Genomic DNA, 26193 nt, shown 5'->3' with positions numbered 1-26193 from the left:
TATTTATACATATTCAGCATGCCTTTAAACATAAAACTGGGAGTAAGCACTTGGCTCTGGACTTCTCCATTTACTACAGAAACCATTTCACTTTTTCCAAAGATCAAACAAATGGGCTATGATGCAGTAGAAATCCCGGTTGAAGACCCTGCCTTACTGGATGTAAAAAAGGTAAAAGAGGCGCTATTCAATCATGAACTATTACCTATTATTTGCGGCGCTTTTGGCACCAGCCGTGATCTTACCCATGAAGATCCAGCCTATCATGAGAATAGTTTCCGCTATATCGAGGCATGTTTAGATATCAGTCAGCAACTGGGAGCTAGTTTTGTAGCGGGCCCGATGTATTCAGCCGTTGGGAAAGCCCGTTTGATTTCTGCCGAACAGAAAAAATTGGAATGGGACAGAGCCGTAAGCAATCTGCGTAAAGTTTGCCGGATGGCTGAAGAGAGAGGCCAAAAAATTGCGCTGGAACCATTGAACCGCTTTGAATCAGATTTGATCAATACAGCTGAAGATGTAATGCAGCTTATTCAAGACATTAACCATCCGGCTGCGAATGTGATTCTGGACGGATTTCATATGAATATTGAAGAACCAGACATCGAGAAAGCCATACGGCTAGCCGGAGATAAGCTTATACATGTGCAGGTTTCGGAAAATTACCGGGGTACGCCTGGCACTGGCCAAACCCGTTGGGATGCTTTTTACCGGGGATTATCAGCGATAAATTACCAGGGCGTGGTTTCCATTGAAAGCTTTACACCAGCGATTAAAGAACTGGCTGGTGCTGTTTGTATCTGGCGTCCGTTAGCATCCAGTCAGGATGGATTTGCACAGGAAGGATTGAATTTTTTAAAACGCTGGGCAAATTCTAATGGTGTTTAGTTTACCGGTTTCAATTTCTATTTAAAATCCATTGAAAAAATATCTAAATTATAATTAGACACCTAATAATATAAATTTACTTCTACCTCTAAATTTTAAACGCAACCCCTCATTATGTCATCCAAAAAAATTAATGTGGCCATCGTCGGACTGGGTTTTGGTGCCGAGTTTATTCCCATCTACCTCAAGCATCCGAATGCCAATATGTATGCCATTTGCCAGAGAACACAAAGTAAACTGGATGAGATCGGCAATGCTTTTGGCATTGAACACCGGTATACGGATTATAACGAATTACTGAAAGACCCGAACATTGATGCTGTGCATATTAACAGTCCTATTCAAAGCCATGCTGAGCAATCTATAGCGGCATTGAGGGCAGGAAAACATGTAGCCTGTACCGTTCCGATGGCCACTACCGTTGAGGAATGCCGGCAGATTGTAGAAGCTGTAAAGCAAAGTGGGAAGACCTATATGATGATGGAAACGGTGGTGTATAGCCGGGAATTTTTGTTTGTGAAAGAGATGTATGACAAAGGGGAACTAGGTAAACTTCAGTTTCTAAGGGCATCTCACCAGCAGGAAATGGCTGGCTGGCCAGGGTATTGGGAAGGATTGCCTCCTATGCATTATGCTACGCACTGTGTAGGTCCTGTATTAGCTTTACCTAGAGCAGAAGCAGAATATGTTTCCTGTTTTGGCTCCGGACGCATTGATGAAAACCTGATCTCCAAGTATGGGTCACCTTTCGCCATTGAAACCTGCCATATCAAATTCAGAAACTCCGATTTGTCAGCAGAAGTGACCAGGTCACTGTTCAATACTGCTCGTCAGTACAGGGAAAGCTTTGATGTGTATGGCTCCAAAAAATCATTTGAGTGGACGCAGATCGAACATGAGGATAGTGTGATTCATACCGGCGAAAACCCTGAACGGGTAAAAATACCTGATTATGCACACTTATTACCCAAAGAGATTCAGTCATTTACTACACAGGGCGTATATGATTCTGATGAGAATCAGCATTTATCATTCATCCAGGGCTCGGGACATGGCGGTTCGCATCCACATCTGGTGAATGAATTCTTAAGTGCCCTGGTAGAAAACAGAGAACCCTATCCGAATGCCCGTCAATCGGCTAATATCACCTGTGTAGGTATTCTGGCACATGAATCGGCTATGAAAGGAGGAGAGATTATAAAACTGCCAGATTTTACGCTATCAAAATAAAAATGCTTAACTCATTTAAAAAGCCTCACAAATTAAATAGTGAGGCTTTTTAAATAGATACCATTAAATACTCAGAAGGTTAGCTTACCTCAGCTTTATCCTTCTCCCGTTTCTGCAGAAAATAGTCCAAAGCCAATCTGTACCCTTCCAATCCCAAACCGCAAATTACCCCCACACAACGGCTGCTCAGGTAACTATGATGGCGGAAAGATTCTCTGGCATAAATATTAGAGATATGTACTTCCATCACAGGGCTGGTAATAGCAGAGATCGCATCGGCCAGGGCAATAGAAGTATGTGTATAGCCACCAGCATTCAAAATGATTCCATCCGCTGAGAAGCCTTCCTGGTGCAGTTTATTGATGAGTTCTCCTTCAATATTCGATTGAAAATAGGTAAGGTCGATCAGGCGGTTTCGGGCTTTCAGTTTGTCAAAATAATGCTCAAATGATTCTTTGCCGTAAATACTCTTTTCCCGTACACCGAGCAGGTTCAGGTTAGGTCCGTTAATAATAACTATCTTCATGGATATAGTTGTTGTAGGCAACAAATTAACAGATTCCGGCTGGCTATTACAAAATTTGCTAAGTTTAAGCTCGTAAAGCCAATAAATAAATTTTCATGAACTGGAAGAGTGCCGTCAAAGAGTTTAAAAATTACCTGCAACTGGAACGCTCTCTGGCTGGTAATTCTATCGAAGCCTATGTTCATGATATAGAAAAATTGCAGCAGTTTGTAGAATTATCCCAATTACAGGTGCAGCCAGAACAGATTACTTCCGGGCATATTATGGATTTTCTGAAGTATATCAACGAACTGGGTATGTCGGCACATTCGCAGGCCAGAATACTTTCGGGCATTAAATCCTTCTACAAGTATTTGCTGATGGAAAATGTGATTTCCAATGACCCATCGCATTTAATAGAAACCCCTAGGCTGGGACGAAAACTTCCAGATACGCTGAGCATTGAAGATATTGATACGTTGCTCAATGCCATTGATCTTTCTACACCCGAAGGCGGACGGAATAGAGCAATGATTGAAACTTTATATAGTTCCGGCTTACGGGTTTCTGAACTGGTAGAACTGAAGCTGACCAATGTATATGCAGATATTGGATTTTTACGGGTGATTGGGAAAGGCAGCAAGGAAAGGCTGGTTCCCATTGGAAGAGATGCCTTGAAATACATGAATATTTACATCGATCAGATCCGCTGCCATGTGCCGGTAAAAAAAGATTCTGAGAATTATGTTTTTCTCAACAGACGTGGCAGTAATCTTACCAGGGTAATGGTGTTTATGATGATTAAAGAATTAGCCATCCGGGCAGGCATCAAAAAGAATATTAGTCCGCACACATTCCGGCATTCATTTGCTACACACCTGATCGAAGGAGGCGCAGATTTACGGGCTGTTCAGGAAATGCTGGGGCATGAATCCATCACTACTACCGAGATATACACCCATTTAGACCGGGATTATCTGAAGCAGGTTATCAAAGATTTTCATCCCAGAAGCTGAACTACAAGAACTTGGATGTTGGATTATGGATTTTGAATGGGTAGAAACCCGTTTTTACCAGAATTCTACATTGTCAGACCATATTTTGCTATGATGGGAGGAAATTGTTCGGGAAACATCTCAATGCCATATTTCGCTAATAATGCATTATTTAACTTTTGACCTTCATTGGATTCTAAGGTAAGTCCTTTCTTCTGTAACTGATTCATAATACGCATAAATTCCTCAAAAAAACTCAAGAAATCCTGATTGAGATATAGATCAATACACAGGGCAGGCTGATCGCTGGCATTCCAGAAAGTATGTACGAGCCCATGTGGCCGCACATGCCAGTCGCCTGCTTTCAGCGCTGTAACAGTATCGCCCACCAGTACATGTACGGTGCCTTCCACTACTCTCATCACTTCATCCAGTTCCTTATGCAAATGGGGTGGTGGTCCGGCCTGTTTGGCCTTCAGGTATATTTCCTGACAACACAGTTGACCATTGGTGTATTCACTTCTCACTTTTGCACCAGTTTTAACACCATCTCCAAAACTTACGCCATCAGGTGCTTTAGGAAAAGATCCAGAGGGTATATGTACTGTTTTTAATGATTTTTCGGTTTTATCTATGCTGTCTTTTGAATGTGAAGGTCCGCAGCCTTCCATAACTATACTGCTGCCGAAAAATAAAGCAGCCATTTGCCCAAGGGCTATTCTTCTGGATGAGTGTTGCATATCATGTAGTGCTTTTCGTGGTAAAGAGATTGACTATCTGACAGGCAATTTGCAACAGTTTTAGGCGTCGTTGGTGGTAAGGAATCGTCATTTTCACCGGGAGTGTAGTGTACTTTCTTCATGCAAACCAAAAACGCTTTCAGGCGCTTTTACATCGAGCTGAAAATAAGAAGTGGGTGTAAGGCCGGTAAAATCTTTATAATCCCGCACCAGGTGCTGATAATCGTAATACCCACACTGTACGGCAATAGTTAACCAGTCGGTATCAGGTTGCGCATTTTTCAGTTTAACGGTTTTGTCAAAGCGAGTGATTCTGGCGAGTTTGGGGCACTAACGCCTGTAATTTCTTTAAATTTTCTTTCAAACTGCTTAGTGGATAAACAGGATTCTTTTGTTAACCAGTCAATTGAGATATGCTCAGTGTGTTGCAGCAATAATTTAGCAGCTTCCTCAATTCTGTGTGCCTGCTTTTTTGCTTGGAGAATCATTCTGATCAGGAAGATTTCGACCACATCAATCATTTCCTGAGGTGACTGGCAATGGTATAAGCGTTCATTAACGAATGTTATTTCTTTAGGAAATAATATATTCAGCCTCTACATAGGTATTGGTGAGTTCATGCAGGGGAACCCCTGTTAACCGGTATAAAACCCCAGGCTGAAAATCCACAACAAAAGCTAAAAAATCCTGGCCCGGATTCCTGGAATTGAGTAAGGTATGCTGTCCATAAACCGTGATAGGAGGCCGCTTTATTTTTGTATCATTGCCTGGGTAAGCGATGTATTCAGGATCTTTTGGAATAAAGCAAAGTGAATTTTCAGGACGTGGGGAGAAAGGCTTAATAGGTATTTTTATGTTGGCAGGAAACAAAAATTGCACGATGCCAAAACTCCGTACGTACTCTCCAAGAGGTGGGCTAGGCCGAAATTTTTTTATAAGCATAGATGCTTTTTTCTCTAATTTACAAGTTTTAACACACAGGAATTTCCTGTCTATTATTTTAATTTTGTTTTATTCTGCCGCTTACCTGTAAAATTTAATTTTATTTTTTAAAATAGCGGCCAATTTTAAATTCTGTTGAAATGATTATCGAAACGGCTAGCCGGTTGAAGGGCTTGAAAGAATATTATTTTTCCGTAAAACTGAAAGAAGTAAAAGCCTTACAGGATTCCGGAAAAGATGTAATTAACCTGGGTGTTGGGAGTCCGGATTTATACCCTTCCCTTGAAACGATTCATTCGCTGATTGCCTCTTCCCTAAAAAAAGAGAATCATGGCTATCAGTCTTATAAGGGAATTGCTGCTTTCCGCAAAGGAATTGCAACTTGGTATAGTAAAACCTATGGGGTAACGCTTGATCCGGAAACAGAGATATTGCCTTTGATTGGTTCTAAAGAAGGCATTACACATATTTCTCTTACATTTTTAAATGAAGGTGATCAGGTTCTGGTGCCAGAACTGGGATATCCTACGTATCGTTCGGTTACTGAAATGGTGGGCGCTACTGTAGTAGAATATCCGCTACAGGAAGATAAAAACTATGAACCAGACTGGGATTTCCTGGAAAAAGCGGATCTGAGCAAGGTAAAACTCATGTGGGTTAATTATCCGCATATGCCTACTGGCGCACCGGCGAGCGTAGCTTTGTTTGAAAGGCTGGTAAAATTTGCGACAGAGAAAAAAATCCTTATCTGCCATGATAATCCCTACAGCCTGGTGTTGAATGAATCGAAGCCTATCAGTTTACTCTCTATTCCGGGAAGCAAGGAAGTGTGTCTGGAAATGAACTCCATGAGTAAATCGTTTAATATGGCCGGATGGCGTATTGGCTGGGTAAGTGGTGCCAAAGACTATATTGATGCGATTCTGAAAGTAAAGAGCAATGTGGATTCGGGTATGTTTCTGCCAGTACAGGAAGCGGCTGTGGCTGCCTTGCAAAATTCAGAGCAATGGCATAAAGAAAGGAATGATATTTACAGGAAACGCCGGGAATTCGCTTACCAAATTTTAGATCAATTGGGTTGCATCTACCGAAAAGACCAGCAAGGCATGTTTATCTGGGCAAAAGTACCAATATCAATACAATCGGTAGAAAAATTAGTAGACCATTTGCTGTATACTTACCATGTATTTATTACCCCAGGTTTTATTTTCGGCCCGAAAGGCGACCGTTTTGTGCGAGTATCTCTGTGTACCCCGGAAAACAGGTTACAACAGGTGGTAGAACAATTCCGGAATATAGATCTGGCGAATATTTAAAAGAAATCTCTTGCTATCAGTAGTTCAACGTTACAAATCTTTGAATTTTCTAATCTTCCAAATCTTCCAATTATAATGAAAATAAGCATTGTGGGTATTGGCTTGCTGGGCGGTTCTCTGGCATTACAGGCGAAGGAAAAAGGGCTTACAACTAAAGTAGTAGGTGTAGATAATAATCCTGAACATGCCGCACAAGCCCTGCAACTGGGGATTGTAGATGAAATTGTGTCCCTGGAAGAAGCTGCTCAGACGACAGATCTATTGGTGTTAGCGACTCCGGTAAACGTAATTATCAGGCAATTGCCTCAGGTACTGGATTTAATCGGAGACAAAACTATAGTAATGGATGTAGGTTCTACTAAACATACCATTTGTCAGGCTGTATCAACACATCCGAAACGGAAACAGTTTGTAGCCGCTCACCCCATTGCTGGTACGGAAAATTCTGGTCCGGAAGCAGCTTTTCCTGGCTTGCTGAAAAGAAAAATCATGATCTTGTGTAACCGGCATGAAAGTGATCATCAGGCTTTTGAGCAGGTAGTAAATCTTTCCAAACACCTGGAAATGCATTTGAGCTATATGGAAGCGGCTGAACATGATAGGCATCTGGCGTATGTATCGCATTTAAGCCATATCAGTTCTTTTGCCTTAGGAATTACCGTACTGGATAAAGAGAAAGATGAGAAAAGTATTTTTGAAATGGCTGGCAGTGGTTTTTCTTCCACCGTTCGTTTAGCGAAAAGCTCACCGCAAATGTGGGCACCCATTTTTACACACAATACTGAAAATATATCGGTAGCATTGGATGCTTACATCAAAAAGCTACAATACTTTAAAGAAATTATAGATAACCAGGATGAGGCTAAATCCAAAGAATTGATGCAGCAGGCCAATGAAATCCGCCGGGTACTGCTGGGTATTGATAAAAAGCTGACGAATTTATAACTGGGTTTAAAAAAACGTACTAATTGAAAATTAAACTATTTTGCTTTCAGCTCATCAATAATTTTCCATTTATCTAACTCGAACCCACATTCATGGAGAGCATCTTTTGCTAACTGAATTGCCTTTTCATCTATAGTGAATTCGACTTCATAGAGCTGTACTAATATGTGCTCCAGCCCTACTCCCCACTCATTATATTTGATATATTCCTCAGTTTCAGTTATAAATTTCTGCAAGAGCTGTCTCTTTGTAAGTCCAAAAGTATCTATATATTCATTACTACAAGTTTGGGATAGAAAGTTTATATATTTCACAAACTCCCTGGTTTTCTTTTTAGCTTTTGGTTCAAAAAACATTTACTCGGGATGTACAAAAGTTTCTATACTACTTTTTCATATGCTTTTATAAGTCTTTTAAGACATAACTGAATGCATAAACTTTTCCGATACCTCATCGAGTATTGCTTCAATTTCTTCGTAAGTAGAAGCTTCTACCAGGCGCATACGATAAGGTTTAAAGTGGTCGATTCCTTTAAAATAATTGCTATAATGGCGGCGCATCTCAAAAATACCAGTCTTATCTCCTTTCCACCGGATAGAGAAATCCAGGTGCTTTTTACAAACATCTACCCTCTCCTGCAAAGTAGGTGGCGCTAGTTTTTCGCCGGTAGTAATAAAATGTTTGATCTCCCTGAAAATCCAGGGATAGCCAATAGAAGCCCGGCCTACCATTACACCATCAACACTATATTGATTCTTATACGCCAGCGCTTTCTCAGGAGAATCAATATCGCCATTGCCAAAAATAGGAATATGAATGCGTGGATTTTTTTTAATCTCTCCGATCAAGGTCCAATCGGCTACGCCTTTGTACATTTGTACCCTGGTGCGGCCATGAATAGTAAGAGCAGCAATACCGATATCCTGCAAGCGTTCGGCTACTTCAGGTACATTTTTGGTAGCATCATCCCAGCCCAGCCTGGTTTTCACTGTTACCGGTAAATGCGTGGCTCTGATCACAGCTTCGGTCATTTTTACCATCTTAGGAATATCCTGTAGTAAAGCTGCTCCTGCACCCCGGCAAGCCACATTCTTCACCGGACAGCCATAATTAATATCTATCAGATCGGGATTTACCTGGGTAGCAATTTCGGCCGATTTCCGCATATGATCTATCTCGCTGCCAAATAGCTGAATACCAATAGGCCGTTCGTATTCAAAAATATCGAGCTTTTGTCGGCTTTTGGCTGCATCCCGGATCAGGCCTTCGGAAGAAATAAATTCGGTATACATTAAATCTGCTCCATTATCCTTACAAACAGCCCGGAATGGCGGATCGCTCACATCTTCCATGGGAGCCAGCAGCATAGGGAAATCACCTAATTCTATATTTCTGATCTTGGTCAAAGCAAATCCTTTCTAAATCTTGTACAATGAAACTTGCATCTTCAATTTTTGCCGTAAATTTACAATAAATTGTGCAGCTTGTTGGGATATAAACAGTTGATGCGATGTATGGTTCCAAAAATTCTGAACCTATATCTTAAATAACTACTTTCGTATCCAAGAAGAGAATGAGTCAAACGATAGTTCAGCAAGTGCTTAGTAAACACCATATAAAATCCTGAAAAAAGAATAGCTATGACAGAAATATATGAAAGAACGCCGGTAAGAACCAAGCGGAATGCGTTGTATGAAATTATGTTGCTGGTGGTATTTGTATTTATTGGCTTGTTTGTAGGCTATTTTGCAGGTGTATTTTTGGTATTGTTCTTTATAGGATTTGACATCAATCTGTTACAATCAGCCCTGAGTAATCCGACTGCAAACCCTGAATCGCGAAATATTATTCTGGCCTTACAAGCTATTCCTTCTCTGAGTGCTTTTATTATAGCTCCGCTCTTTTTTATGCGATTTATTGCCCGGCAGTCCACTTCTTCCTTAAATTCTCACAAGCAAATCTGGCTGGTGCCAGCTTTGCTCTGCGCTTTGCTCATTATTGCATTTATGCCCCTGAATGCTTTTTTTATAGAATGGAATAACCAGATGGATTTGCCCGGCTGGCTGGATGGTATAGAGAACTGGATGAAGGATAAAGAAAATGCCCTGAAAGAACTTACCGAGTACCTGACTAGTTTTGATACCATTCCGCAACTCATTGTTGGGCTGGTGGTAATTGCCCTGATCCCGGCTATTGGCGAAGAATTATTGTTCCGGGGATTGTTGCAGCCCAGAGTATTCCGGATTACAAAAAATATGCATGCGGCCATCTGGATCACCGGCTTTATTTTCAGTGCAATTCACATGCAGTTCTATGGGCTGATTCCCAGGATGCTGCTGGGCGTGTTGTTTGGGTATGTGTATGTATGGTCGGGAAACTTATGGTACCCCATTATCGGGCATTTTGTAAACAATGGTTTTACCTTGCTCATGATCTATTTGTACAAATCAAAAATGGTAGACATTGATATTGAAGGTACTTCAGCCATTCCAATGGGTACATCTATCTTATCCCTGGCATTTTGTGCTACCCTGATACTGGCACTGAAACAATATTATTTTAAAAACCGGACTTCGCAGGGTATGTAGCAGAGGATAATAATAGAGAATATAAAAAACTAAATAAACAAAAGACAAATGGTCTAAAGGCAGCAGATGGAATCAGTGTATATTGGGCGGAGAATTAACCTGACATGATTGCTGTCCTTCCTCTTCAGAGGCAAAAGACCACAGATTAAAGACTATATTTGATGAATAACTGGCAAAAAGTGTATACCACTCCAAATGGTCATCAGGCCGAAATTGTAAAAGCCGTACTGGAAACCCACGAACTTCCGGCCGTAGTGATGAACCGAAAAGATTCTTCATATCTTTTCGGATATTTTGAAGTATTTGTAAACACAGAAGATGCCACCACCGCCCTTAAAGTAATCGCCGATGAGATCAACTTTGAATAACCTTTCCAACCTGCAGCAACGGGTAATAGCGGCAGCGGTTGGCGGGTTAATTATTGTAGGTGCTATTATGTGGAATGAATGGGCTTATTTCAGCATTTTCTTCCTGCTCTGCACCTTTACCTTACAGGAATTTTACAAACTTGTCGGCCTGGATGGTAACACTCCCCTGAAAACGTATGGGACCATCTGCGGTTTATTCATCTTTACCCTTACCTTCCTAATTGAAAAAAATTACCTGGATTTTCAGTATTACTTTTTGATTTCGCCAGTAGTTTCGTGCATTTTTTTCATCAAGCTTTATAAAAAGACGGAGCAAAAGCCCTTTACTAATATTGCTTTCACCTTTCTGGGCATTATTTACGTAGCTATTCCTTTTGCCCTTATCAACCTATGTGTGTTTTCGCAAGGGCCATATAGCTACCAGATCATACTAGGGTGTTTATTTCTCTTGTGGTCTAGTGATACTGGTGCCTATTTTGCTGGGGTGAACTTCGGAAGAACCAAGTTGTTTGAAAGAGTATCTCCGAAAAAATCCTGGGAAGGCCTGATCGGCGGCGCTATTTCCGCTTTACTGACTGCTGTATTGCTCTCCTTTTCATTTACTGATCTGGTACTCTGGCAGTGGCACTGTATTGCCATTATTATTGTTGTAGCTGGTACCTATGGGGATTTGGTAGAGTCACTGTTTAAGCGGAGCATGTCTATTAAAGATTCGGGCAGCACTATACCAGGGCATGGCGGCTTCCTCGACAGGTTCGATGGATTGCTGTTATCAGCGCCGTTTATCGTTACGTTTTTAAGAATATTTGTATAAAACAAAGAACAATCGCCTGCCGTTTTTACTTATTTAGATGGAATTTACGTATATTTAATTGTCAGATAATCCGGGTATGGCTCAGCTGCTACTCAGATTCAAAAATAGAGTCCCATGCAAAGCATCAGTAATACAAGCAGATATACAATAGTTATTCTCTTCCTGATTGTAGGTTTTGTTTCCCTGCTGGGTATTCAACGTTCTCAGGCTCAAGGTTCAGCCCATATTATTCAATTCTCTGGTATTATTATTGGCGGTGAAGATTCTGAACCAGTAGGCGGAGCACACATTTATGTACCGAAGGCAGGACGTGGTACTACTACTAATCCTTATGGTTTTTTCGCCTTGCCTGTTATGGTTGGCGATAGTTTACTGATTAGTGCCGTGGGGTATAAGAAACAGTATTATAAAGTGCCGCTGAAATATGAAAAAGGTTTTTCGGTGGTGATTGAACTGCTCACCGATACGACCATGTTGCCGGTGGTTGAAGTATATCCCTATCCAACTGAGGAACTATTCAAAGAAGCATTTCTTGCCCTGAATCTGCCGGACGAAAAAGCGCAGGCTGCTATGCGTAAAAATCTCAATCAACAACTGATGCAGGAAATGGCCCTGAATGCTGGTCCAAGTGGCAGCGAAAGCTTTCGGTATTATAGCAATCAGCAGTCTAATATGATGTATAACCGCAACTTTGCTCCTACCCTACAGTTCCTCAACCCCTTTGCCTGGGCAAACTTCATCAAACAAGTTAAGCGGGGCGATTTCAAAAAGAAGAAGTGACGAACGTATGATTAGTAAATCAGCCTTAATTTAACTCCTGGAAATAAATATTATTAATTCAGTTTGTCAAATGACAACTGTGATTATTCCTGTATTAGGAGTACCCAAGTAATAATATGAGAGGGCATACATTATTCTTAGTCGGTATGATTCCGCTGATCGTGTACATTCTTTGGCCCACTGTTGACTATATCGTTTTTCCAGGATGGCAAACAGTAACAGTACCTGCCAGATCCATTTACACATTTTCAATATTGATAATTTTGGGTTTAGTGGGATCAGTATATTGGCAACTAAATAAGGCCAATAGAAAAGTAAATCCCTTCCTGACTTTCATTCATAGCCTGTGGACATTCCTGCCAGTATATTTTTTAGTTTCGCAGGCTTATCTGTATAGTGTATTCGACAATAGAGCAGGAATATTGATGTATCAATTTACGATATGGAGTTACTTGATACTGATTTTGGGCCAGGTATTGTTTATAGCCAATGTGGCCTGGTCATTAACAAGAAAATAAAGGCTAATGCTCTCCGCAGGAAAGTCGTAACCTATTAGGCTTAATATAAAGAAATTGATGTGAAAAAAATTAAACATTTCAACAAAAGACTTGGTTGCTTTTCAGAATTAGAGGTTATCGAAATTGAGGACAATGTATACGAATTAGTATTTAGTGACCCCTTTGACTATAGATATAACACTGGGACTATAATAAAAACAAGAATAAATTCGGATGGTTTTTACGAAATTATCGATTTTAGAAAATCTAATAGAGTTACTTATCGATTTTTCGCTGCACTTGATCAGAACTTAAAAGACCTTGAGATTTTTATTGAGGAATTTCATAAGCACGGTGGAAAATTTCAGGTTGATTTTGGAGGAATTATCTCCGTTACGGTACCTAAAGATTTTCCTTATGACATTGATAAGGTGATTAAAGAATTTGCCATTAAAGTGACGAAAATATAAAAGCCTGTACCTGACATCGCCCAGATGACTTCTCAACCCGATATTGGAAAATATTACAGTTTATGTAGTTTTTACTTGCCTATAAAAGAGAGTTCCAGAGATATGAAATTTGGAAGTCAATCTGATGTAGACCAAAAGCTAGATAATAAAGAGTAGCTAATGATGAAATGAGGGATAAATGACTCATTTTTCCTCCAGCTGCACCAGTGTATAATAAATCTTAACTTTAACTTTGTACTCCGCATGAGTTCCGCTTCCCAACACGAGCCTTTGCAGACTGGTAGGGTTTTCTGTAGCTGGCAAAGATAATAATAAACCTCTCTTAGAAGGTAAACCTTCCTCCAGAACAGCATTTACATAAGAGGTAAGGTCATAGCTATAGAAACGGGTATTATTGATGTTATCAGCCTTTATATACATATATTCCTCTGCCGACGAAATAATCCAGTTCGAGCCATTCACCTCCTGCAAAAAAAGCGATTGTGGTAACGGAACCGTTGTGCTGTAACTGCCAGCTACTGGTTCTACAATCAGTTCAGCCTTATTAATGGCAAACATACCCAGAGATTTAAGGCTGTGTAAATAAGGAATATCTATTCGGGTATTCAAACTGATGCCGCCCTGTATATAAGTTTCTTCCTGCGTCAATTCAGACTTTACCGCCTGAAAAGTTTGTTGCAGAGACGACAGTGAAGTTTGAGAACGGTCGCTGGAAAACTGATTGAAATAAGTACCTCCGTTGGATATTTTAAAATCATAGGTAAATGCTTCTGTATCCAGGTTATTTTCGTGGTAATACAACCTGATTACTGTACTATCGCTGGCTACCGTAAAGCGGAGTATAGAGCCATTGTCATCACTTCCCGGAATAAGTGCCAGTCCATGTAAATAGGTTTTTAGATCAGTTTCAGAAGACAAAAGATTGTTTTTAGCCATTTCAAACAGCTTTGAACCCAGATCATCTGCCAGCCTGATGCGGAGAGGGTGTTGCGTATACGGTCTGGCCCGGAACGATTGACTGCCAATAGGAATGGTTTCATAGATTGCCTGGTCAAAGCCGTAATAGGTTTCGGATTCATTGAGTTGTTCCGTTAACGGTTGTACATATAAGGATTGAAGTTGAGTTGTATCGCCATAGTTATAGGTATCATAATCCAGCATCAATACCAGCGAATCAAATACCGCCTTTTCCTCAATATCCGGAGCAGCATCATTCAGGCCTACACCCAGATAGCTTTTAGCCGTTACTTTGCCTACTTTTCCATCTATATATTGCCCGGTGATCAGATAGCCGGTATTGGTAGTAGCTACAGAATCCAATAGCACAGTAGAGCTTGTAACTGTGATGGTATCTGTAAAGTACATGCCAAAATTGTCTGTGTCCAGGGGGAGTTCTAAACCAATATCTTCATCGCCCTGAAGCTGGCAGGAAATAACAAGAGTACTCAGAATAACAATAATAAAAACTAAAATAAACCGCATCATACACCAAAATTGAATCAGGCACTAAACATAGGCCAGGCAGCTCTGAAAGAAAAATTGAATATACAGGCTCCGTAAATTCAGAGATCAACCCCTAAAATCTGTCTATGAAAAAATGGCTTTATGCGGTTATATCAGTAGCTGAAGTACAATAACGTTCAGTAAAAACAAGGCTGTACCTGATTGGCTGAAAATACAGAGGGATTTAGGCCATTTGCAGGGTATAACAATCTATCAAGAGGATGTGCAATAATTCCTGCGTGACTACTCAATTTAATAAGGTCATGTTTAATAGATGAAATCCACTGGTCCATCTATAATTTAATAAGGTTAGTATATTCCGTTTTCATAAATAACTCATATCATTCATTTTTACCCCAGATAGATCATACATAAATTATTTTTCTTCACTACGGTAGATATCTAAATACTATGGTGTAAACGATAAGCCGGGTAGACTTTTACCCGGTATTATCTTAATTGTTGTATGCACTGTCAGCAATCAGATATCTACAACCATTTCATTAATTTAAGTATGAATAATTTTAAGTACTACCTCCTGCTGGTATGCCTGCTATGTTTTGTGTCTTGTAATAACGAAGAAGACGAAGTCGACCCTGTAGGTAACTGGACACAGATTTCTCCTATTGAGGGCGTTGCCAGAAGTGCCGCTGTCTCTTTTGTGATCGGCAATAAAGCGTATGTAGGCACCGGCTATGACAGCGATGAACGGCTCTCCGATTTCTGGGAATTCGATCCGGCAAGCCGCACCTGGAAACAGATTGCCAATTTTGGGGGCACCGCCAGGAATAATGCTGTAGGTTTCAGTATCAACGACAAAGGATATGTAGGTACTGGTTACGATAATGTATACCGCAAAGACTTCTGGGAATATGACCCGGGCAATAACCGCTGGAGTCAGAAAACAGATTTTGGCGGTACAGCCCGGCAGCAAGCCACAGGATTTTCTCTCAACGGTCTTGGATATCTGGGAACTGGATATACTGGAAATTATGTGAGCGATTTCTGGCGCTTTGATCCTAATGATACCAGCAATGGATACGATACCTATGGCAATCCGATGGGCAGCTGGGTACAAGTGGCTAGTTATGGCGGTAAAAATCCAAAAAGAAGAGGTGCTGTTAGTTTTGTAATCGATAACCTGGCCTATGTGGGCACGGGCGAAAGCAATGGTTCTACCCAGAAGGATTTCTGGGCGTATGATGCTGAAGGAAACAAATGGACCGAAATCGCAGAGCTGGAAGATGCAGATGAAACCGGCTATCCAAGAGCCTATGGTTCTGCATTTGCTATCAATGGACAGGGCTATGTAGGCGTTGGCTCCAGTGGTTCTAACCTGGCCGATTTGTGGGAATACACGCCGGCTACCAATGTATGGGAACAGAAAACTTCGTTTGAAGGTACAGCCAGGGTAAATGCAGTTGGTTTTGCCATTGGGGAAAAAGGCTATATCGGAACTGGTTCAAGCAGTACCTACCGCTTCGACGATTTCTGGGAGTTTGCCCCTTTTGATACCTATAATGAAGAAGATTAATCAGAAGCTATATGAAACTGTTTAGTCCATTTATGTGGGCAACTTTGCTCATAGTGACTGCAGGTATATGGCTTTCTACAAGGAAGAAAGAGCCTGTTTCGTCTAAATCCCAATCTGAAATCCGGGCACCTGCTAAAGCTACTATAGCTGATGAAATAGACGTTCAGCCCTTCGTAACGGAAGCCGGATGGGGCTATGTTATCTACATGAAAGGGAAACCCTATATCCGGCAGGATAATATTCCGGTGGTTGAAGGTAATAAAGGATTCAGCACCAGAGAAAAAGCACTCAAAGCCGGACAACTGGTGGTATATAAAATTAAACATGCTATTTTACCTCCTACGGTAAGCAAACAGGAACTGGATAGTCTGCAACTGCTAAACTAATACTAGAATCATGGTTGATTGTTAGTTATTAGAGAAAATACTTGTAACTTAGTATAGCCCCTTGTGCCTCTGAGAAAATTGCACAAGAGGCTATATAACATCCTACACCAGGTATTCACATACAGATAACAAGCTATGGATTTAACCTATACAAACTTCATTTTTTGTGTTAAAATCCTGCTTCCATGAAAAGTATACAGCTTTTCTGTCTGCTACTTCTTTTAGCCATTCCCACCTGGGCTACACATATTGTTGGAGGCGAACTGAGTGTACAATATGCCAACCGGGATTACAGGTATACCTTATCATTGAATCTGTATTTTGATGATATTAATGGCGAAAGTGAGGCAGAGGATAATGAGATATTTGTGGCAGTTTTCAGCAAAACCACTCACCAGCGGATTAATTACTTTGCTTTATCCCAGAGTGGAAGTTCACAGGTTGCCTATACCAGTGCATCCTGTGTCAATGGCCGCTTGCAAACCCGTCAGATCCGCTATAGTACTGAAATTACCCTGGACCCTAATATATATACAGAGGCTGGAGGATATTATTTTACCTGGGAACGATGCTGCCGGAATGAAACCATCGCAAACAGTATCAATCCCGGCAATCAGGGAATGGTGTTTTATCTGGAATTTCCGGCTCTGAGCAAAGATGGTCGCCGGTTTATCAACAGTTCTCCTGCGTTTACCATGCCTAAAGGTGATTACATATGTGTAAATGAACCTTCTATATTCGAATTTGGTGCTGCTGATGCAGATGGGGATGCGTTAAAATATTCGCTGGTTGCTCCGCTCGCAGGTAATAGCGAACTAAGAAATCCACCATTTGGTATCGGGCCTAATCCTGGTGAGGGGAAAGTTTTTTATCCTGCTCCCTATAAAACCTTGAACTGGTTGGCGGGCTATAATCTGTCTAATGTGATGGGTGGCCCTGTACCCTTACAGGTGAATGCTACCACAGGGCAGCTCATTTTTACAACCAACCGCCTGGGACTATATGTGTTTTCGGTGCTTTGCGAAGAATTCCGAGATGGCGTTAAAATTGGAGCGGTTCAACGGGATTTTCAATTGCTGGTGATCGATTGTCCGAAGAATAGTGCGCCTGTTGTACAAATAAAACAGGAAAATGCAACTGCACTTTATCAACAGGGGCAGATCATGACTTTATCCTATAGCGGCCAGCCGTGTTTTGAAGTGCTGGTGAGCGATCCGGACTTCAGTGCAACCATCCAGCTCCAGGTGAATGCACTTAATTTCCCTGCTGCCGCCCTAACGGTTTCTTCTACCTTAGGCAGGATTACCAATCCAAAAGATACCCTCCATTCAAAAGTTTGTTTTATAGAGTGTATTCCTCATTCCATGCAGGAGCCGCTACTTATAGAGATAATTGCCAGCGATAATGGCTGTCCGGTTCCCAAACGGGATACTATGGTGGTGCAGGTATACATGGAGCCTATTCCTTCTATATCTCCGGATGTAGAAACAACATTGCCTGATAACACAGTTATGGTGCAAAATGTCCAATCTATAAACTTTAATGTAACGGCTACCGACCGGGATGGAGATAAAATAAAGTTATATGCTGTTGGCCGGGGCTTTTCTTTAGCTGAAATGGGAATGAGTTTTACCAATAGCAGTGGCGTTGGTACAATTACCCAGCCTTTTGTATGGACACCCACCTGCGAGCTTATGGAAAACAAGAATACTTTTGCTATAGATTTTATTACAGAAGATAACAGCTGTTCAACGGACCGCTTCGATACAACTACGGTATACCTGACTATTGAAAGCTTTGAAAAAGTGATCAGCCAGTTTATGCCACCCAATGTATTTACGCCCAATAATGACGGTGCCAACGACTATTTCCAGATTCCAAATCTCCCTTCTGATAATTGCCAGTATGTATTTCAGAGTATAGAAGTATTCAACCGCTGGGGCAAGCCAGTGTATTCTTCACACATCCGGGATTTCCAATGGTCTGGCCTTGGCTTTCCAACAGGTACATATTTTTACCTGATCAACTATGGCGCTATTGTTTATAAAGGTACGGTTTCGCTGCTGAGGTAGATACTGGGCATTGGTCAGTAGTCATTGAACTATTAATTTGTAATTATATTCTATTTTTGATTCACTAATGAATAATGCCAATAAATGACTAATCTTGTCGCCAGTCCCAGACCACAATTTCCCAGATCTGGTTATCATCTGGCGAAAGGTAGGCAAGTAAGATTTGGAAGCCTACTTTTGTATGCGCCTGTAAAGACCGTTTGTTGCGGTGGGCAATTTCTGTGATGGCAAATGAGTATTGGCGGCTATATTCCTTTTTGTAAGCCTGATACATTCCTTCAAAAATTCCTTTTCCCCGGTAGGCGGCAGCTACACAAACCTGGCCTACTGCGATATAGGCTGCCTCTTTAAGCGGCACATCCTGGAAATTGAGAGTTTCTAAGGTATCAAACATAGGGACTAGTACAGGAACATCTGCTTTTAATTCCTTAGTCATGGCCAGGCAATAGCCGGCTAGTGTATCTTCATCTTTGGCAATAATGCTTGGCGCCTGAAGGTGCATTTTCTGGAGCAGGGGAAGGTTATGTACAACGGTTACAAATCCCTGGGTTTGTATTTGCTCATCAGAAAGATTAACAGCCAGGTTTTGCTGCTGCAATGCCAGAATTTGCTTAAGTTCTGAATCGTTGCTAACGGGTTGGTAAGTGATCATGAGAATGAATCGTTCTTTCCGGGAAAATTAAAGAATATTCTGGAAATGAATTATTCAAAGATGTTTTTATTGGGTATAATAAGCTGCAAATTCTCTCGCCAGCGAGTAAATATCCCTCCATTCAAAATATAAAGGGCTTACGCTACTTACATTTTCAAAGCCCCGTTTTCTAAACAACATTTTGGTTCGGGTAACATGAAAATATTGAGAAACCACGATCAGGCTTGTGTAATGCAGACTATCTTTTAGTTGAAGTGTGTTTTCAACAGTTGCTGTGGTATTGTTGCCGTAATTATCAACAATAATGGATGTAGCCGGAACTCCATGTTCAAGTAAATAAGCCTTCATTTTATCACCTTCATAAAAGCCCTCTTTACCAAGTCCGCCACTTACCAATAATTTATTTACCCGTCCGGCCTTATACAGATGTAATCCACATGCCAGGCGTTTCTCCAGCCTTGTTGAAAGGGTGCCGTCTTCATTCACTTTGCTGCCCATAATAACAGCCATATCAGCCTTTTGTCCTGTGTCTGTCAGTCCATCTATAGTAATAGAGGCCAGGTGTAGCAATACCCAAACTGATAAAATGATGAAAAGTACTTTGATTAACCTGCGGAATTTCATGAAGAGGCTATCAACTTATAGATCTCTGCCTTACAAGGTACGTCTTTCCAGGAATTTGTAAAAATCGTCTTTGTACATCTCCCCTACCGGAATGTTGGTATTGTTAATGATTATCACATTATTGGAAATAGCACTGATCTTATCCAGCGCCACAATATAGGAGCGGTGTACCCGCATAAACCGGTCGGTAGGAATTTTGCCTTCCAGGTTTTTAAGGCTCAGCAGCGAAAGAATGGGTTTGTTAGCACCCACCAGCAGTATTTTTACATAATCCTTCAGGCCTTCAATGTAAAGGATGCTCTCAAATTTGATCTTAATGAGCTTGTATTCAGATTTCACAAACAGAAAATCATGTTCGGTATGCACCTGTTCGGATTGAGCTGCTTTGTGCACCAGTTCAAAATGCTCTTTTGCTTTATTAGCTGATCTGAGGAAATCCTGGTAATTAAACGGTTTGAGCAGATAATCCATTGCATCCAGTTTAAACCCTTCCAGAGCATATTGCTCAAAGGCAGTCGTAAATATAATTTTCGGGCCTTTATCCATTGCTCTGGCAAATTCAATTCCGGTCAGGTCGGGCATCTGAATATCCATAAACAGGAGATCGATTACTTCCTCATTCATCCGTTCCAGAGCCTGCTGGGCGCTGTTGCATTTACCAGCTAGTTCCAGAAAAGGCGTACGCTCCACATAACTCGAAACCAGGTTCAAGGCAAGTGGCTCGTCATCAATAGTTAAGCATCTTATTTTCAAGATAGGTATAGAGTTACATGTACAATATATTCATTCTGGTCCGATTCTATCCGCAGCTGGTGTTCTTCCGGATAGAGCAATTGCAACCTGCGTTTTACATTCACAAGCCCAATGCCGGAGCCTTCCAGTTTCCTGATTTTTGACTGCTTAAGCAAGCGGTTTCTGACGGTAAAATGAATGGCTTTGTCTTCTATCTTCAGTTGGGTACGTACATAGCTTTTTTCATTATAGCTCACGCCATGTTTAAATGCATTTTCAATAAAAGTGACAAAAATAAGTGGAGCTACGGTAAGTGAGCCTACATCAGAAGGGTAATCGAATTCTACTGTTACCGTATCGGTTAGGCGCAGCCGCATGAGTTCGATATAGTGCTTAATAAAATCAATCTCCTTGCTCAGCAATACCTGGTGATTCTCGGTTTCATACAGCATATAGCGCATCATTTTGGAAAGCGTATAAATGGCTTCCTGCGCATCTTTCGGATTGGTTTCTGTAAGGGCGTAAATGTTGTTTAGCGTATTGAAGAAAAAATGAGGATTGATCTGGTTTTTCAGGTGAGAAAGCTCAGAAAACAGGCGTTCTTTCTCAAGATTCTTTTGATTCTCAGCATCCCTGAACCACTTCATAGTTACGGTCAGACTGGTGCTCACCCCAAGGATGATGAATGTATTGAGCCAGGCGAATAAGTCAATAATTCGGGGTTCGGGGTTTCTAAGAGGAATTTTCAAAGGGAAAGGCGGCGCTGCTGGTAATACGGCTCCTTGGATCGCATGAAGGCGGAATTCTCTCACCATTCTGGCTTCTAATTGCATAAAGCTCGAAAACCAGTAATTGGCTGCTTGTACGATGATAACAGCAATAATGAGCGTACTTACAAACCAGAATAATTTTTTCTTAAATAACAGCCTGGGTATAGCATAATTGGCATTGAAATAAAATAAGCCAACATTCAGCAGAAACAGAAATCCGGTTTTATATACAAAAGGCAAAGGCAATCTATTTGCCCCAAACGGACGGGAAAACAGATGGAACGTCATGATCAGGGAAATCAGCAAAAGCCACATTAATATGTGGATTAACACTTGCATGGAGGTAGCGCTAAAACCTGTGCGCGAGAAAGAGACAGCGGTTTCTGTAGGAGTGGGTAATGCTTTTTCGTGACTTAGACTACCTGAATTAATCATGCTACTCATTTTTGGGATGTATCACCTGCCGGAAACATGTAAATGGCTGATAATGGACAATTAATATACCGTTCGGACGAATCAAATTCAAATTATATAAAATGGATCTACAATTAGCCTCATCATCAGAAACCTTTTTACGGATTTTCCTGGCCTAATTGATAAAAAAGCTCCTGTTTGATTTGATTCAATTTCTGTATTTCCCAGGGTTCAAACGCTTGAGCACTTTTCATTTTTTTCTGTAGCCGGTACGTATGTAAGCGGCTGTTGCTTCCATATAACCTGCTTGCTACATATTTAACATTTACATAAGGAAGGTGAAGCCATGGCACTGTCATACTCTATATTGGTTATAATCCAGGCTGATATTCTTGTGATAAAGAAACAAGTCCCCTGTATATACTGATTTATCTACAAAACAAAAGCTTTGTGTCCAGATTTCCGGCTATACTAGACCAATAGCCTTTTTGTACCGACCGATGGGCTTATTACATAGATTGTGAATTTTTATCTCTTCCTTCTGAACCCAGATTATAGAATACAAAAAATGCGTATAGTGCCTATCTGGCCGTTTTTTGTCGGTAAAATAAGCAGAATTATAGAGGTAAAAATGGAATTCGTATAGTCTTTTTGGGGTTATTACAACAGGAATTTATTGCAGGCGTTATTATGACAGTATTACAAAACCAGCCTTTGTCATAGCCTGTTATTATTAATAAAATGTATGATAAAACTTAATGCTCAGACGCTACAGCGTCGTTTTAATTCTTTCAATCAAAAAAGTATCTGGCTTGCTTTACTTGCCTTTACTTTGTTTGCAAGTGCATGTGAAAAGGAGATAGACGAAACAAGTCCCACTCCGACCACTGAAAACCAAACGGTGAACGACTGGATTCTGGAGAACATGCAGATGTATTATTACTGGAATGAGCAAATACCAGCTAATCCAGATAAAAGCCAGTCAGCCGAAGATTTCTTTAATTCCTTGCTTTATACGTATGATGCTACGGCCCGTCCGGACGGCGACCGCTTTTCATTTATGTCTGAAAATGCAGAGGAACTGGAGGCTTCGCTCAGCGGACAGGAGCAAACTACCGGTGCTGAATATACTTTTTATCTGGCAAGCCAGGGTTCTAACGATGTAATAGCCCAGGTTATTTATGTGTTGCCAGGTTCGCCTGCTGACCAGGCCGGACTGAAACGAGGTGATATTGTTTTCCAGGTGAATGGCCAGACATTAGATAGAAGCAATTATTATTCACTCTTATTTGGCCAGAGTTCGCAGACTTTAGGCTTAGGAATCTGGCAGAATAATGAACTGGTGAAGGGCAACTTGACCAAAAATGTAAGCACGGCAGTTGTACAGGAAAATCCGGTATACCTGGATTCTACCTACACTGTTGGTGATAAGAAAATAGGGTATGTAGTCTACAATCAGTTTATTCCTTCGCCCAGTGGTACAGAAAACGGCCAGTATGACAAGCAACTCGACCAGATTTTCGGTAATTTCAAAAGTGAGGGAATCAATGAACTGATTCTGGACCTGCGATATAATCCTGGTGGATACGTTTCTTCGGCTACTAACCTGGCTAGTTTGATTGGTAAAAATATTGATGCCAATAAGGTATTTTACAGTCAGGAATGGAACAGTGTGCTTGCACCAGAACTGGAAAAAGAATATGGAGCGGATTATGGTACTGAATATTTTGTAGCCAAACCTCAGAACATTGGTAATCACCTCAACCGGGTTTATGTACTCACTTCTGATCATACAGCATCAGCCAGCGAATTGATCATTAATGGGCTGCGTCCATATATGGAGGTAATTACGGTGGGTTCTACCACCGTAGGTAAAAACGTGGGCTCTATCACCATTACGGATGATACCGAACGATTTAAACTGGCTTTACAGCCGATTGTGTTTAAATCTTATAACAGCCTTGGCCAATCTGACTATACCACAGGATTTACACCAACTATAGAAGCCAACGAAACCATTGATCTCAAGCCTTTAGGAGATGTGGAAGAAACCGTTCTTAATACGACCCTAAGCCATATTACTGGTGTCCGAACGGCTAGATTAGGTGTGAGTGAACGTACATTGCCTATGGCTGGTTCGTCTATTGAGCGTAAAGCCGGAGGTAGCAATATGTTTGATAAGCGGATATTGAATTTACCGGCAATAGTACAATAATATAAGACAGAACAGTAATATAACAGGGCTACCAGAATAAGTTAAACGATATTCTGGTAGCTTTTTAGTTAATTATCTGTTTTTCGAGCAAAGCATTAAGCAGTTTGAGTAATCTTACTTTTTCAGCCCGCGCAGATGATAAGCTTTAGGACGGACAAAAGCACGGATACCAGTATAGGATAAAGTAGAGCCAAAGCCTGAATTTTTGCGTCCGCTCCAGGGGAGGGCAGCACTAACCCGGTCGCAACAATTCCAGTAAGCCGTGCCGGTATTTAATCTGGATAAGATATTTTCAGCCCTTTCCATGCTTTTGCTATAAACGGCTGCTGTAAGGCCATAACTGGTATCCTCCATCAGATGTAATGCTTCCTGATCATCTTTTACTTTCATAATGCCGATAATGGGTCCAAACGACTCCTCCTGCATCACTTGCATCTGATGATTTACATTGGTTAGAACGGTGGGTTCAAAATAAAACCCATTTTTCTGCATAGGTTTCCCACCTGTAAGAAGGCTGGCACCTTTTCCAACGGCATCTTTTATCTGGTTTTCCAGTACTTTTACCTGGTCTTTTCTGGTGAGCGGACCTACATAGACCCCTTCTTCTGTCGGCACTCCTACTTTATAAGATTTTACTTCTTTTACAAACTCCTCTACATACCGGTCATAGATAGACTCATGTACATAGATGCGTTCCACAGCACAGCAACTTTGTCCATTATTATAGAAGGCGCCATCTGCCGTGCCAGCCGCTACAGATTTTATATCTTCTACATCATCTGCCACATATAATGGATCTTTGCCACCGAGTTCCAGTTGGCAGGGAACCATTTTAGGTGCTACTCTTTCATAAATATATTTTCCGGTGCGGTAGGAGCCAGTAAAAAAATACCCGTCAAATGGCATATCCAGCAGGACTTCTCCAACCGGAGCTGCACCAATAGCCACCTGAAATACTTCATCCGGAACACCTGCTGACTTTAGCAATTTTTCTATTTCCAAACCTGTGAGTGCGGCATATTCTGAAGGCTTATAGAGGACGCCATTTCCAGCCAGCAATGCCGGGATGAATACATTTACCCCCACCAGATAGGGATAATTCCAGGCTGATATATTGCAGATGACACCTAGTGGTTCGTAGGCTATTTGCTCTCCAAGACCTTCTTCCTGTGTCATCCATTCGTGTGACAAGTATTTTTCTCCATTATCTGTGAGCCACCCAATGCGTGTAATAGCGCCTTTAATTTCGTTCCGGGACTGTTGCAAAGGCTTGCCTACTTCGGAAGTAAGTACACTTGCCAGGTGTTCTATGTTTTCTGTGAGCAGGCTGCTGAATTTTTTAAGAATAGAAGTCCGCTCTTGTACTGGCTGTTGTGCCCATGATTTTTGTGCTTTTTTGAGCCGTTGAAATTTTTCCTGTAAAGAAGAGGCTGTATCTTCCTGAAGTGTGGCAATGATTGCTTCTGTTGCCGGATTAATTACATGCATATATCTGATTTTTATACCAAAGCATTGGCTGCTTTTATAAATGCTTCCCGTATGTTGTATACAAAAGGATTTTGCTGATCGTTCATCCGCTCGGGATGCCATTGTACCAGGCACAGAAAACCTTTTCCGTCCGCCTCTTTTCTGTCGGCTGCTTCTACAATACCATCTTCCGTAAAGGCACTTGCTACCAAACCATTGCCCATGCGGTCTATAGACTGGTGATGGTTACTGTTGGTATCTCCTTTGGTTTGTGCAACTAATTTTTCGAGCCATGCGCCGGAAACAACGTTGATTGGATGATAGCGGTCGGAACCGTCAGGCAATTTCGCATGTGTGGGTTTCCCCCATGCAGGAATATCCGGAATAAGAGTGCCTCCCTTAAAAACATTGAATACTTGCAAACCCCGGCAAATACCCAGTACAGGGATATGGTTATGTTCGGTATACTCCATTACCTTTAACTCAAATTCGTCCCGGGGTTCGTTTATATCATCCTGATGGCAAAAAGATATATATTCTGGCTTGCCATACAACCGCGGATGCACATCTTCTCCCCCAGTGAAAACCACACCATGGCACCGCTGGGCATCTGCTACATTGTTTATTTTTTCGCTTAGTTTTATTATAGCTACCTCGGTTCCATAGGCTTGTATCCAACGGGCATAGTTCTCATACTTGCTGCAATCAGTAACCCCTATATTGATTTTATTCATGAAAATTCACAA

27 protein-coding genes are annotated in these 26193 nt (G+C 41.2%); 14 read left to right on the top strand and 13 right to left on the bottom strand.

The genetic code is table 11. The features are described 5' to 3' along the window. Positions 1-18 precede the first annotated feature (18 nt). Both GXP67_RS15030 and GXP67_RS15025 read left to right on the top strand, forming a co-directional pair. The gene (locus GXP67_RS15030; RefSeq protein ID WP_162443878.1) at positions 19-888 is read left to right on the top strand and encodes a sugar phosphate isomerase/epimerase family protein; all 870 of its coding nucleotides are present in this window, start codon (positions 19-21) and stop codon (positions 886-888) included. 114 nt (positions 889-1002) lie between these two features. Beyond that, entirely contained in the window at positions 1003-2118 is a 1116-nt protein-coding gene (locus GXP67_RS15025) for a Gfo/Idh/MocA family protein (protein WP_162443877.1), read from the top strand. A gap of 79 nt (positions 2119-2197) precedes the next feature. Here the strand turns inward: GXP67_RS15025 and aroQ are convergent, their stop codons facing one another. Further along, positions 2198-2644, bottom strand: a complete 447-nt coding sequence (aroQ, locus tag GXP67_RS15020) for a type II 3-dehydroquinate dehydratase (RefSeq protein ID WP_162443876.1) — start codon at positions 2642-2644, stop codon at positions 2198-2200. 95 nt (positions 2645-2739) lie between these two features. Between aroQ and xerD the strand changes: the two genes are divergently transcribed. Continuing rightward, the gene (gene xerD, locus GXP67_RS15015) at positions 2740-3639 is read left to right on the top strand and encodes a site-specific tyrosine recombinase XerD (RefSeq protein WP_162443875.1); all 900 of its coding nucleotides are present in this window, start codon (positions 2740-2742) and stop codon (positions 3637-3639) included. Between the two features lie 65 nt (positions 3640-3704). Here the strand turns inward: xerD and GXP67_RS15010 are convergent, their stop codons facing one another. After that, on the bottom strand, positions 3705-4358 hold the full coding sequence (locus GXP67_RS15010) for a cupin domain-containing protein (protein ID WP_162443874.1): 654 nt from the start codon (positions 4356-4358) through the stop codon (positions 3705-3707). A 573-nt stretch (positions 4359-4931) separates the two neighbouring features. Then, a complete protein-coding gene (locus GXP67_RS15000; RefSeq protein ID WP_162443873.1) occupies positions 4932-5300 on the bottom strand; it encodes a DUF6597 domain-containing transcriptional factor in 369 nt (122 codons plus the stop codon). A gap of 140 nt (positions 5301-5440) precedes the next feature. On the opposite strand from GXP67_RS15000, the gene GXP67_RS14995 reads away from it, so the two are divergent. Further along, entirely contained in the window at positions 5441-6616 is a 1176-nt protein-coding gene (locus GXP67_RS14995) for a pyridoxal phosphate-dependent aminotransferase (RefSeq protein ID WP_162443872.1), read from the top strand. A gap of 75 nt (positions 6617-6691) precedes the next feature. After that, positions 6692-7561, top strand: a complete 870-nt coding sequence (locus GXP67_RS14990; protein WP_162443871.1) for a prephenate dehydrogenase — start codon at positions 6692-6694, stop codon at positions 7559-7561. 35 nt (positions 7562-7596) lie between these two features. Here the strand turns inward: GXP67_RS14990 and GXP67_RS14985 are convergent, their stop codons facing one another. Next, positions 7597-7917: a hypothetical protein gene (locus GXP67_RS14985; protein ID WP_162443870.1), complete on the bottom strand. Its 321-nt coding sequence runs from the start codon at positions 7915-7917 to the stop codon at positions 7597-7599. 57 nt (positions 7918-7974) lie between these two features. Beyond that, positions 7975-8967, bottom strand: a complete 993-nt coding sequence (gene dusB, locus GXP67_RS14980; protein ID WP_162443869.1) for a tRNA dihydrouridine synthase DusB — start codon at positions 8965-8967, stop codon at positions 7975-7977. Between the two features lie 234 nt (positions 8968-9201). Between dusB and GXP67_RS14975 the strand changes: the two genes are divergently transcribed. The 5 genes from GXP67_RS14975 (at position 9202) to GXP67_RS14955 (ending at position 13078) form a co-directional block, all read left to right on the top strand. Continuing rightward, positions 9202-10149: a CPBP family intramembrane glutamic endopeptidase gene (locus tag GXP67_RS14975; protein WP_162443868.1), complete on the top strand. Its 948-nt coding sequence runs from the start codon at positions 9202-9204 to the stop codon at positions 10147-10149. A gap of 161 nt (positions 10150-10310) precedes the next feature. After that, entirely contained in the window at positions 10311-10517 is a 207-nt protein-coding gene (locus GXP67_RS14970) for a putative signal transducing protein (protein ID WP_162443867.1), read from the top strand. Then, positions 10498-11331, top strand: a complete 834-nt coding sequence (locus GXP67_RS14965; protein ID WP_162443866.1) for a phosphatidate cytidylyltransferase — start codon at positions 10498-10500, stop codon at positions 11329-11331. The genes GXP67_RS14970 and GXP67_RS14965 overlap by 20 nt, the downstream gene beginning before the upstream one ends. 114 nt (positions 11332-11445) lie before the next feature. Further along, positions 11446-12111: a carboxypeptidase-like regulatory domain-containing protein gene (locus GXP67_RS14960; RefSeq protein ID WP_162443865.1), complete on the top strand. Its 666-nt coding sequence runs from the start codon at positions 11446-11448 to the stop codon at positions 12109-12111. A 577-nt stretch (positions 12112-12688) separates the two neighbouring features. Beyond that, positions 12689-13078 carry a hypothetical protein gene (locus GXP67_RS14955; RefSeq protein ID WP_162443864.1) on the top strand — a complete coding sequence of 130 codons (390 nt, stop codon included), beginning with the start codon at positions 12689-12691 and terminating at the stop codon, positions 13076-13078. 183 nt (positions 13079-13261) lie between these two features. Here the strand turns inward: GXP67_RS14955 and GXP67_RS14950 are convergent, their stop codons facing one another. Then, the gene (locus GXP67_RS14950; protein ID WP_162443863.1) at positions 13262-14563 is read right to left on the bottom strand and encodes a DUF4270 family protein; all 1302 of its coding nucleotides are present in this window, start codon (positions 14561-14563) and stop codon (positions 13262-13264) included. A gap of 532 nt (positions 14564-15095) precedes the next feature. Between GXP67_RS14950 and GXP67_RS14945 the strand changes: the two genes are divergently transcribed. The 3 genes from GXP67_RS14945 to GXP67_RS14935 all read left to right on the top strand — a co-directional run bounded on the left by GXP67_RS14945 (position 15096) and on the right by GXP67_RS14935 (position 18573). Further along, positions 15096-16115, top strand: coding sequence for a Kelch repeat-containing protein (locus tag GXP67_RS14945; protein ID WP_162443862.1), 1020 nt, complete (start codon positions 15096-15098; stop codon positions 16113-16115). An 11-nt stretch (positions 16116-16126) separates the two neighbouring features. Further along, positions 16127-16501: a DUF4907 domain-containing protein gene (locus GXP67_RS14940; protein WP_162443861.1), complete on the top strand. Its 375-nt coding sequence runs from the start codon at positions 16127-16129 to the stop codon at positions 16499-16501. Positions 16502-16686: 185 nt separating this feature from the next. Next, a complete protein-coding gene (locus GXP67_RS14935; RefSeq protein WP_162443860.1) occupies positions 16687-18573 on the top strand; it encodes a T9SS type B sorting domain-containing protein in 1887 nt (628 codons plus the stop codon). 88 nt (positions 18574-18661) lie between these two features. Here the strand turns inward: GXP67_RS14935 and GXP67_RS14930 are convergent, their stop codons facing one another. The 5 genes from GXP67_RS14930 to GXP67_RS14910 all read right to left on the bottom strand — a co-directional run bounded on the left by GXP67_RS14930 (position 18662) and on the right by GXP67_RS14910 (position 22124). Continuing rightward, on the bottom strand, positions 18662-19225 hold the full coding sequence (locus GXP67_RS14930) for a GNAT family N-acetyltransferase (protein WP_162443859.1): 564 nt from the start codon (positions 19223-19225) through the stop codon (positions 18662-18664). Between the two features lie 66 nt (positions 19226-19291). Continuing rightward, positions 19292-19849, bottom strand: a complete 558-nt coding sequence (locus tag GXP67_RS14925) for a YdcF family protein (RefSeq protein ID WP_162443858.1) — start codon at positions 19847-19849, stop codon at positions 19292-19294. Positions 19850-19879: 30 nt separating this feature from the next. Then, positions 19880-20602: a LytR/AlgR family response regulator transcription factor gene (locus tag GXP67_RS14920; protein ID WP_162443857.1), complete on the bottom strand. Its 723-nt coding sequence runs from the start codon at positions 20600-20602 to the stop codon at positions 19880-19882. Continuing rightward, entirely contained in the window at positions 20599-21786 is a 1188-nt protein-coding gene (locus tag GXP67_RS14915) for a sensor histidine kinase (RefSeq protein WP_162443856.1), read from the bottom strand. The genes GXP67_RS14920 and GXP67_RS14915 overlap by 4 nt, the downstream gene beginning before the upstream one ends. 137 nt (positions 21787-21923) lie before the next feature. After that, on the bottom strand, positions 21924-22124 hold the full coding sequence (locus GXP67_RS14910; protein ID WP_162443855.1) for a hypothetical protein: 201 nt from the start codon (positions 22122-22124) through the stop codon (positions 21924-21926). Between the two features lie 386 nt (positions 22125-22510). Here GXP67_RS14910 and GXP67_RS14905 point away from each other — a divergent pair, with 386 nt between their 5' ends. Further along, complete coding sequence (locus GXP67_RS14905) at positions 22511-23980, top strand: S41 family peptidase (RefSeq protein WP_162443854.1); 1470 nt, start codon at positions 22511-22513, stop codon at positions 23978-23980. A 114-nt stretch (positions 23981-24094) separates the two neighbouring features. Here the strand turns inward: GXP67_RS14905 and GXP67_RS14900 are convergent, their stop codons facing one another. Further along, entirely contained in the window at positions 24095-25468 is a 1374-nt protein-coding gene (locus GXP67_RS14900) for an aldehyde dehydrogenase family protein (protein WP_162443853.1), read from the bottom strand. 11 nt (positions 25469-25479) lie between these two features. Further along, entirely contained in the window at positions 25480-26181 is a 702-nt protein-coding gene (locus tag GXP67_RS14895) for a gamma-glutamyl-gamma-aminobutyrate hydrolase family protein (protein ID WP_162443852.1), read from the bottom strand. Between the last annotated feature and the right edge of the window lie 12 nt (positions 26182-26193).

Source organism: Rhodocytophaga rosea, assembly GCF_010119975.1.
Taxonomy (GTDB): Bacteria; Bacteroidota; Bacteroidia; order Cytophagales; family 172606-1; genus Rhodocytophaga; species Rhodocytophaga rosea.
Note: the sequence above shows the minus strand (reverse complement) of the source record. Positions and strands in the feature narration are given on the sequence as shown.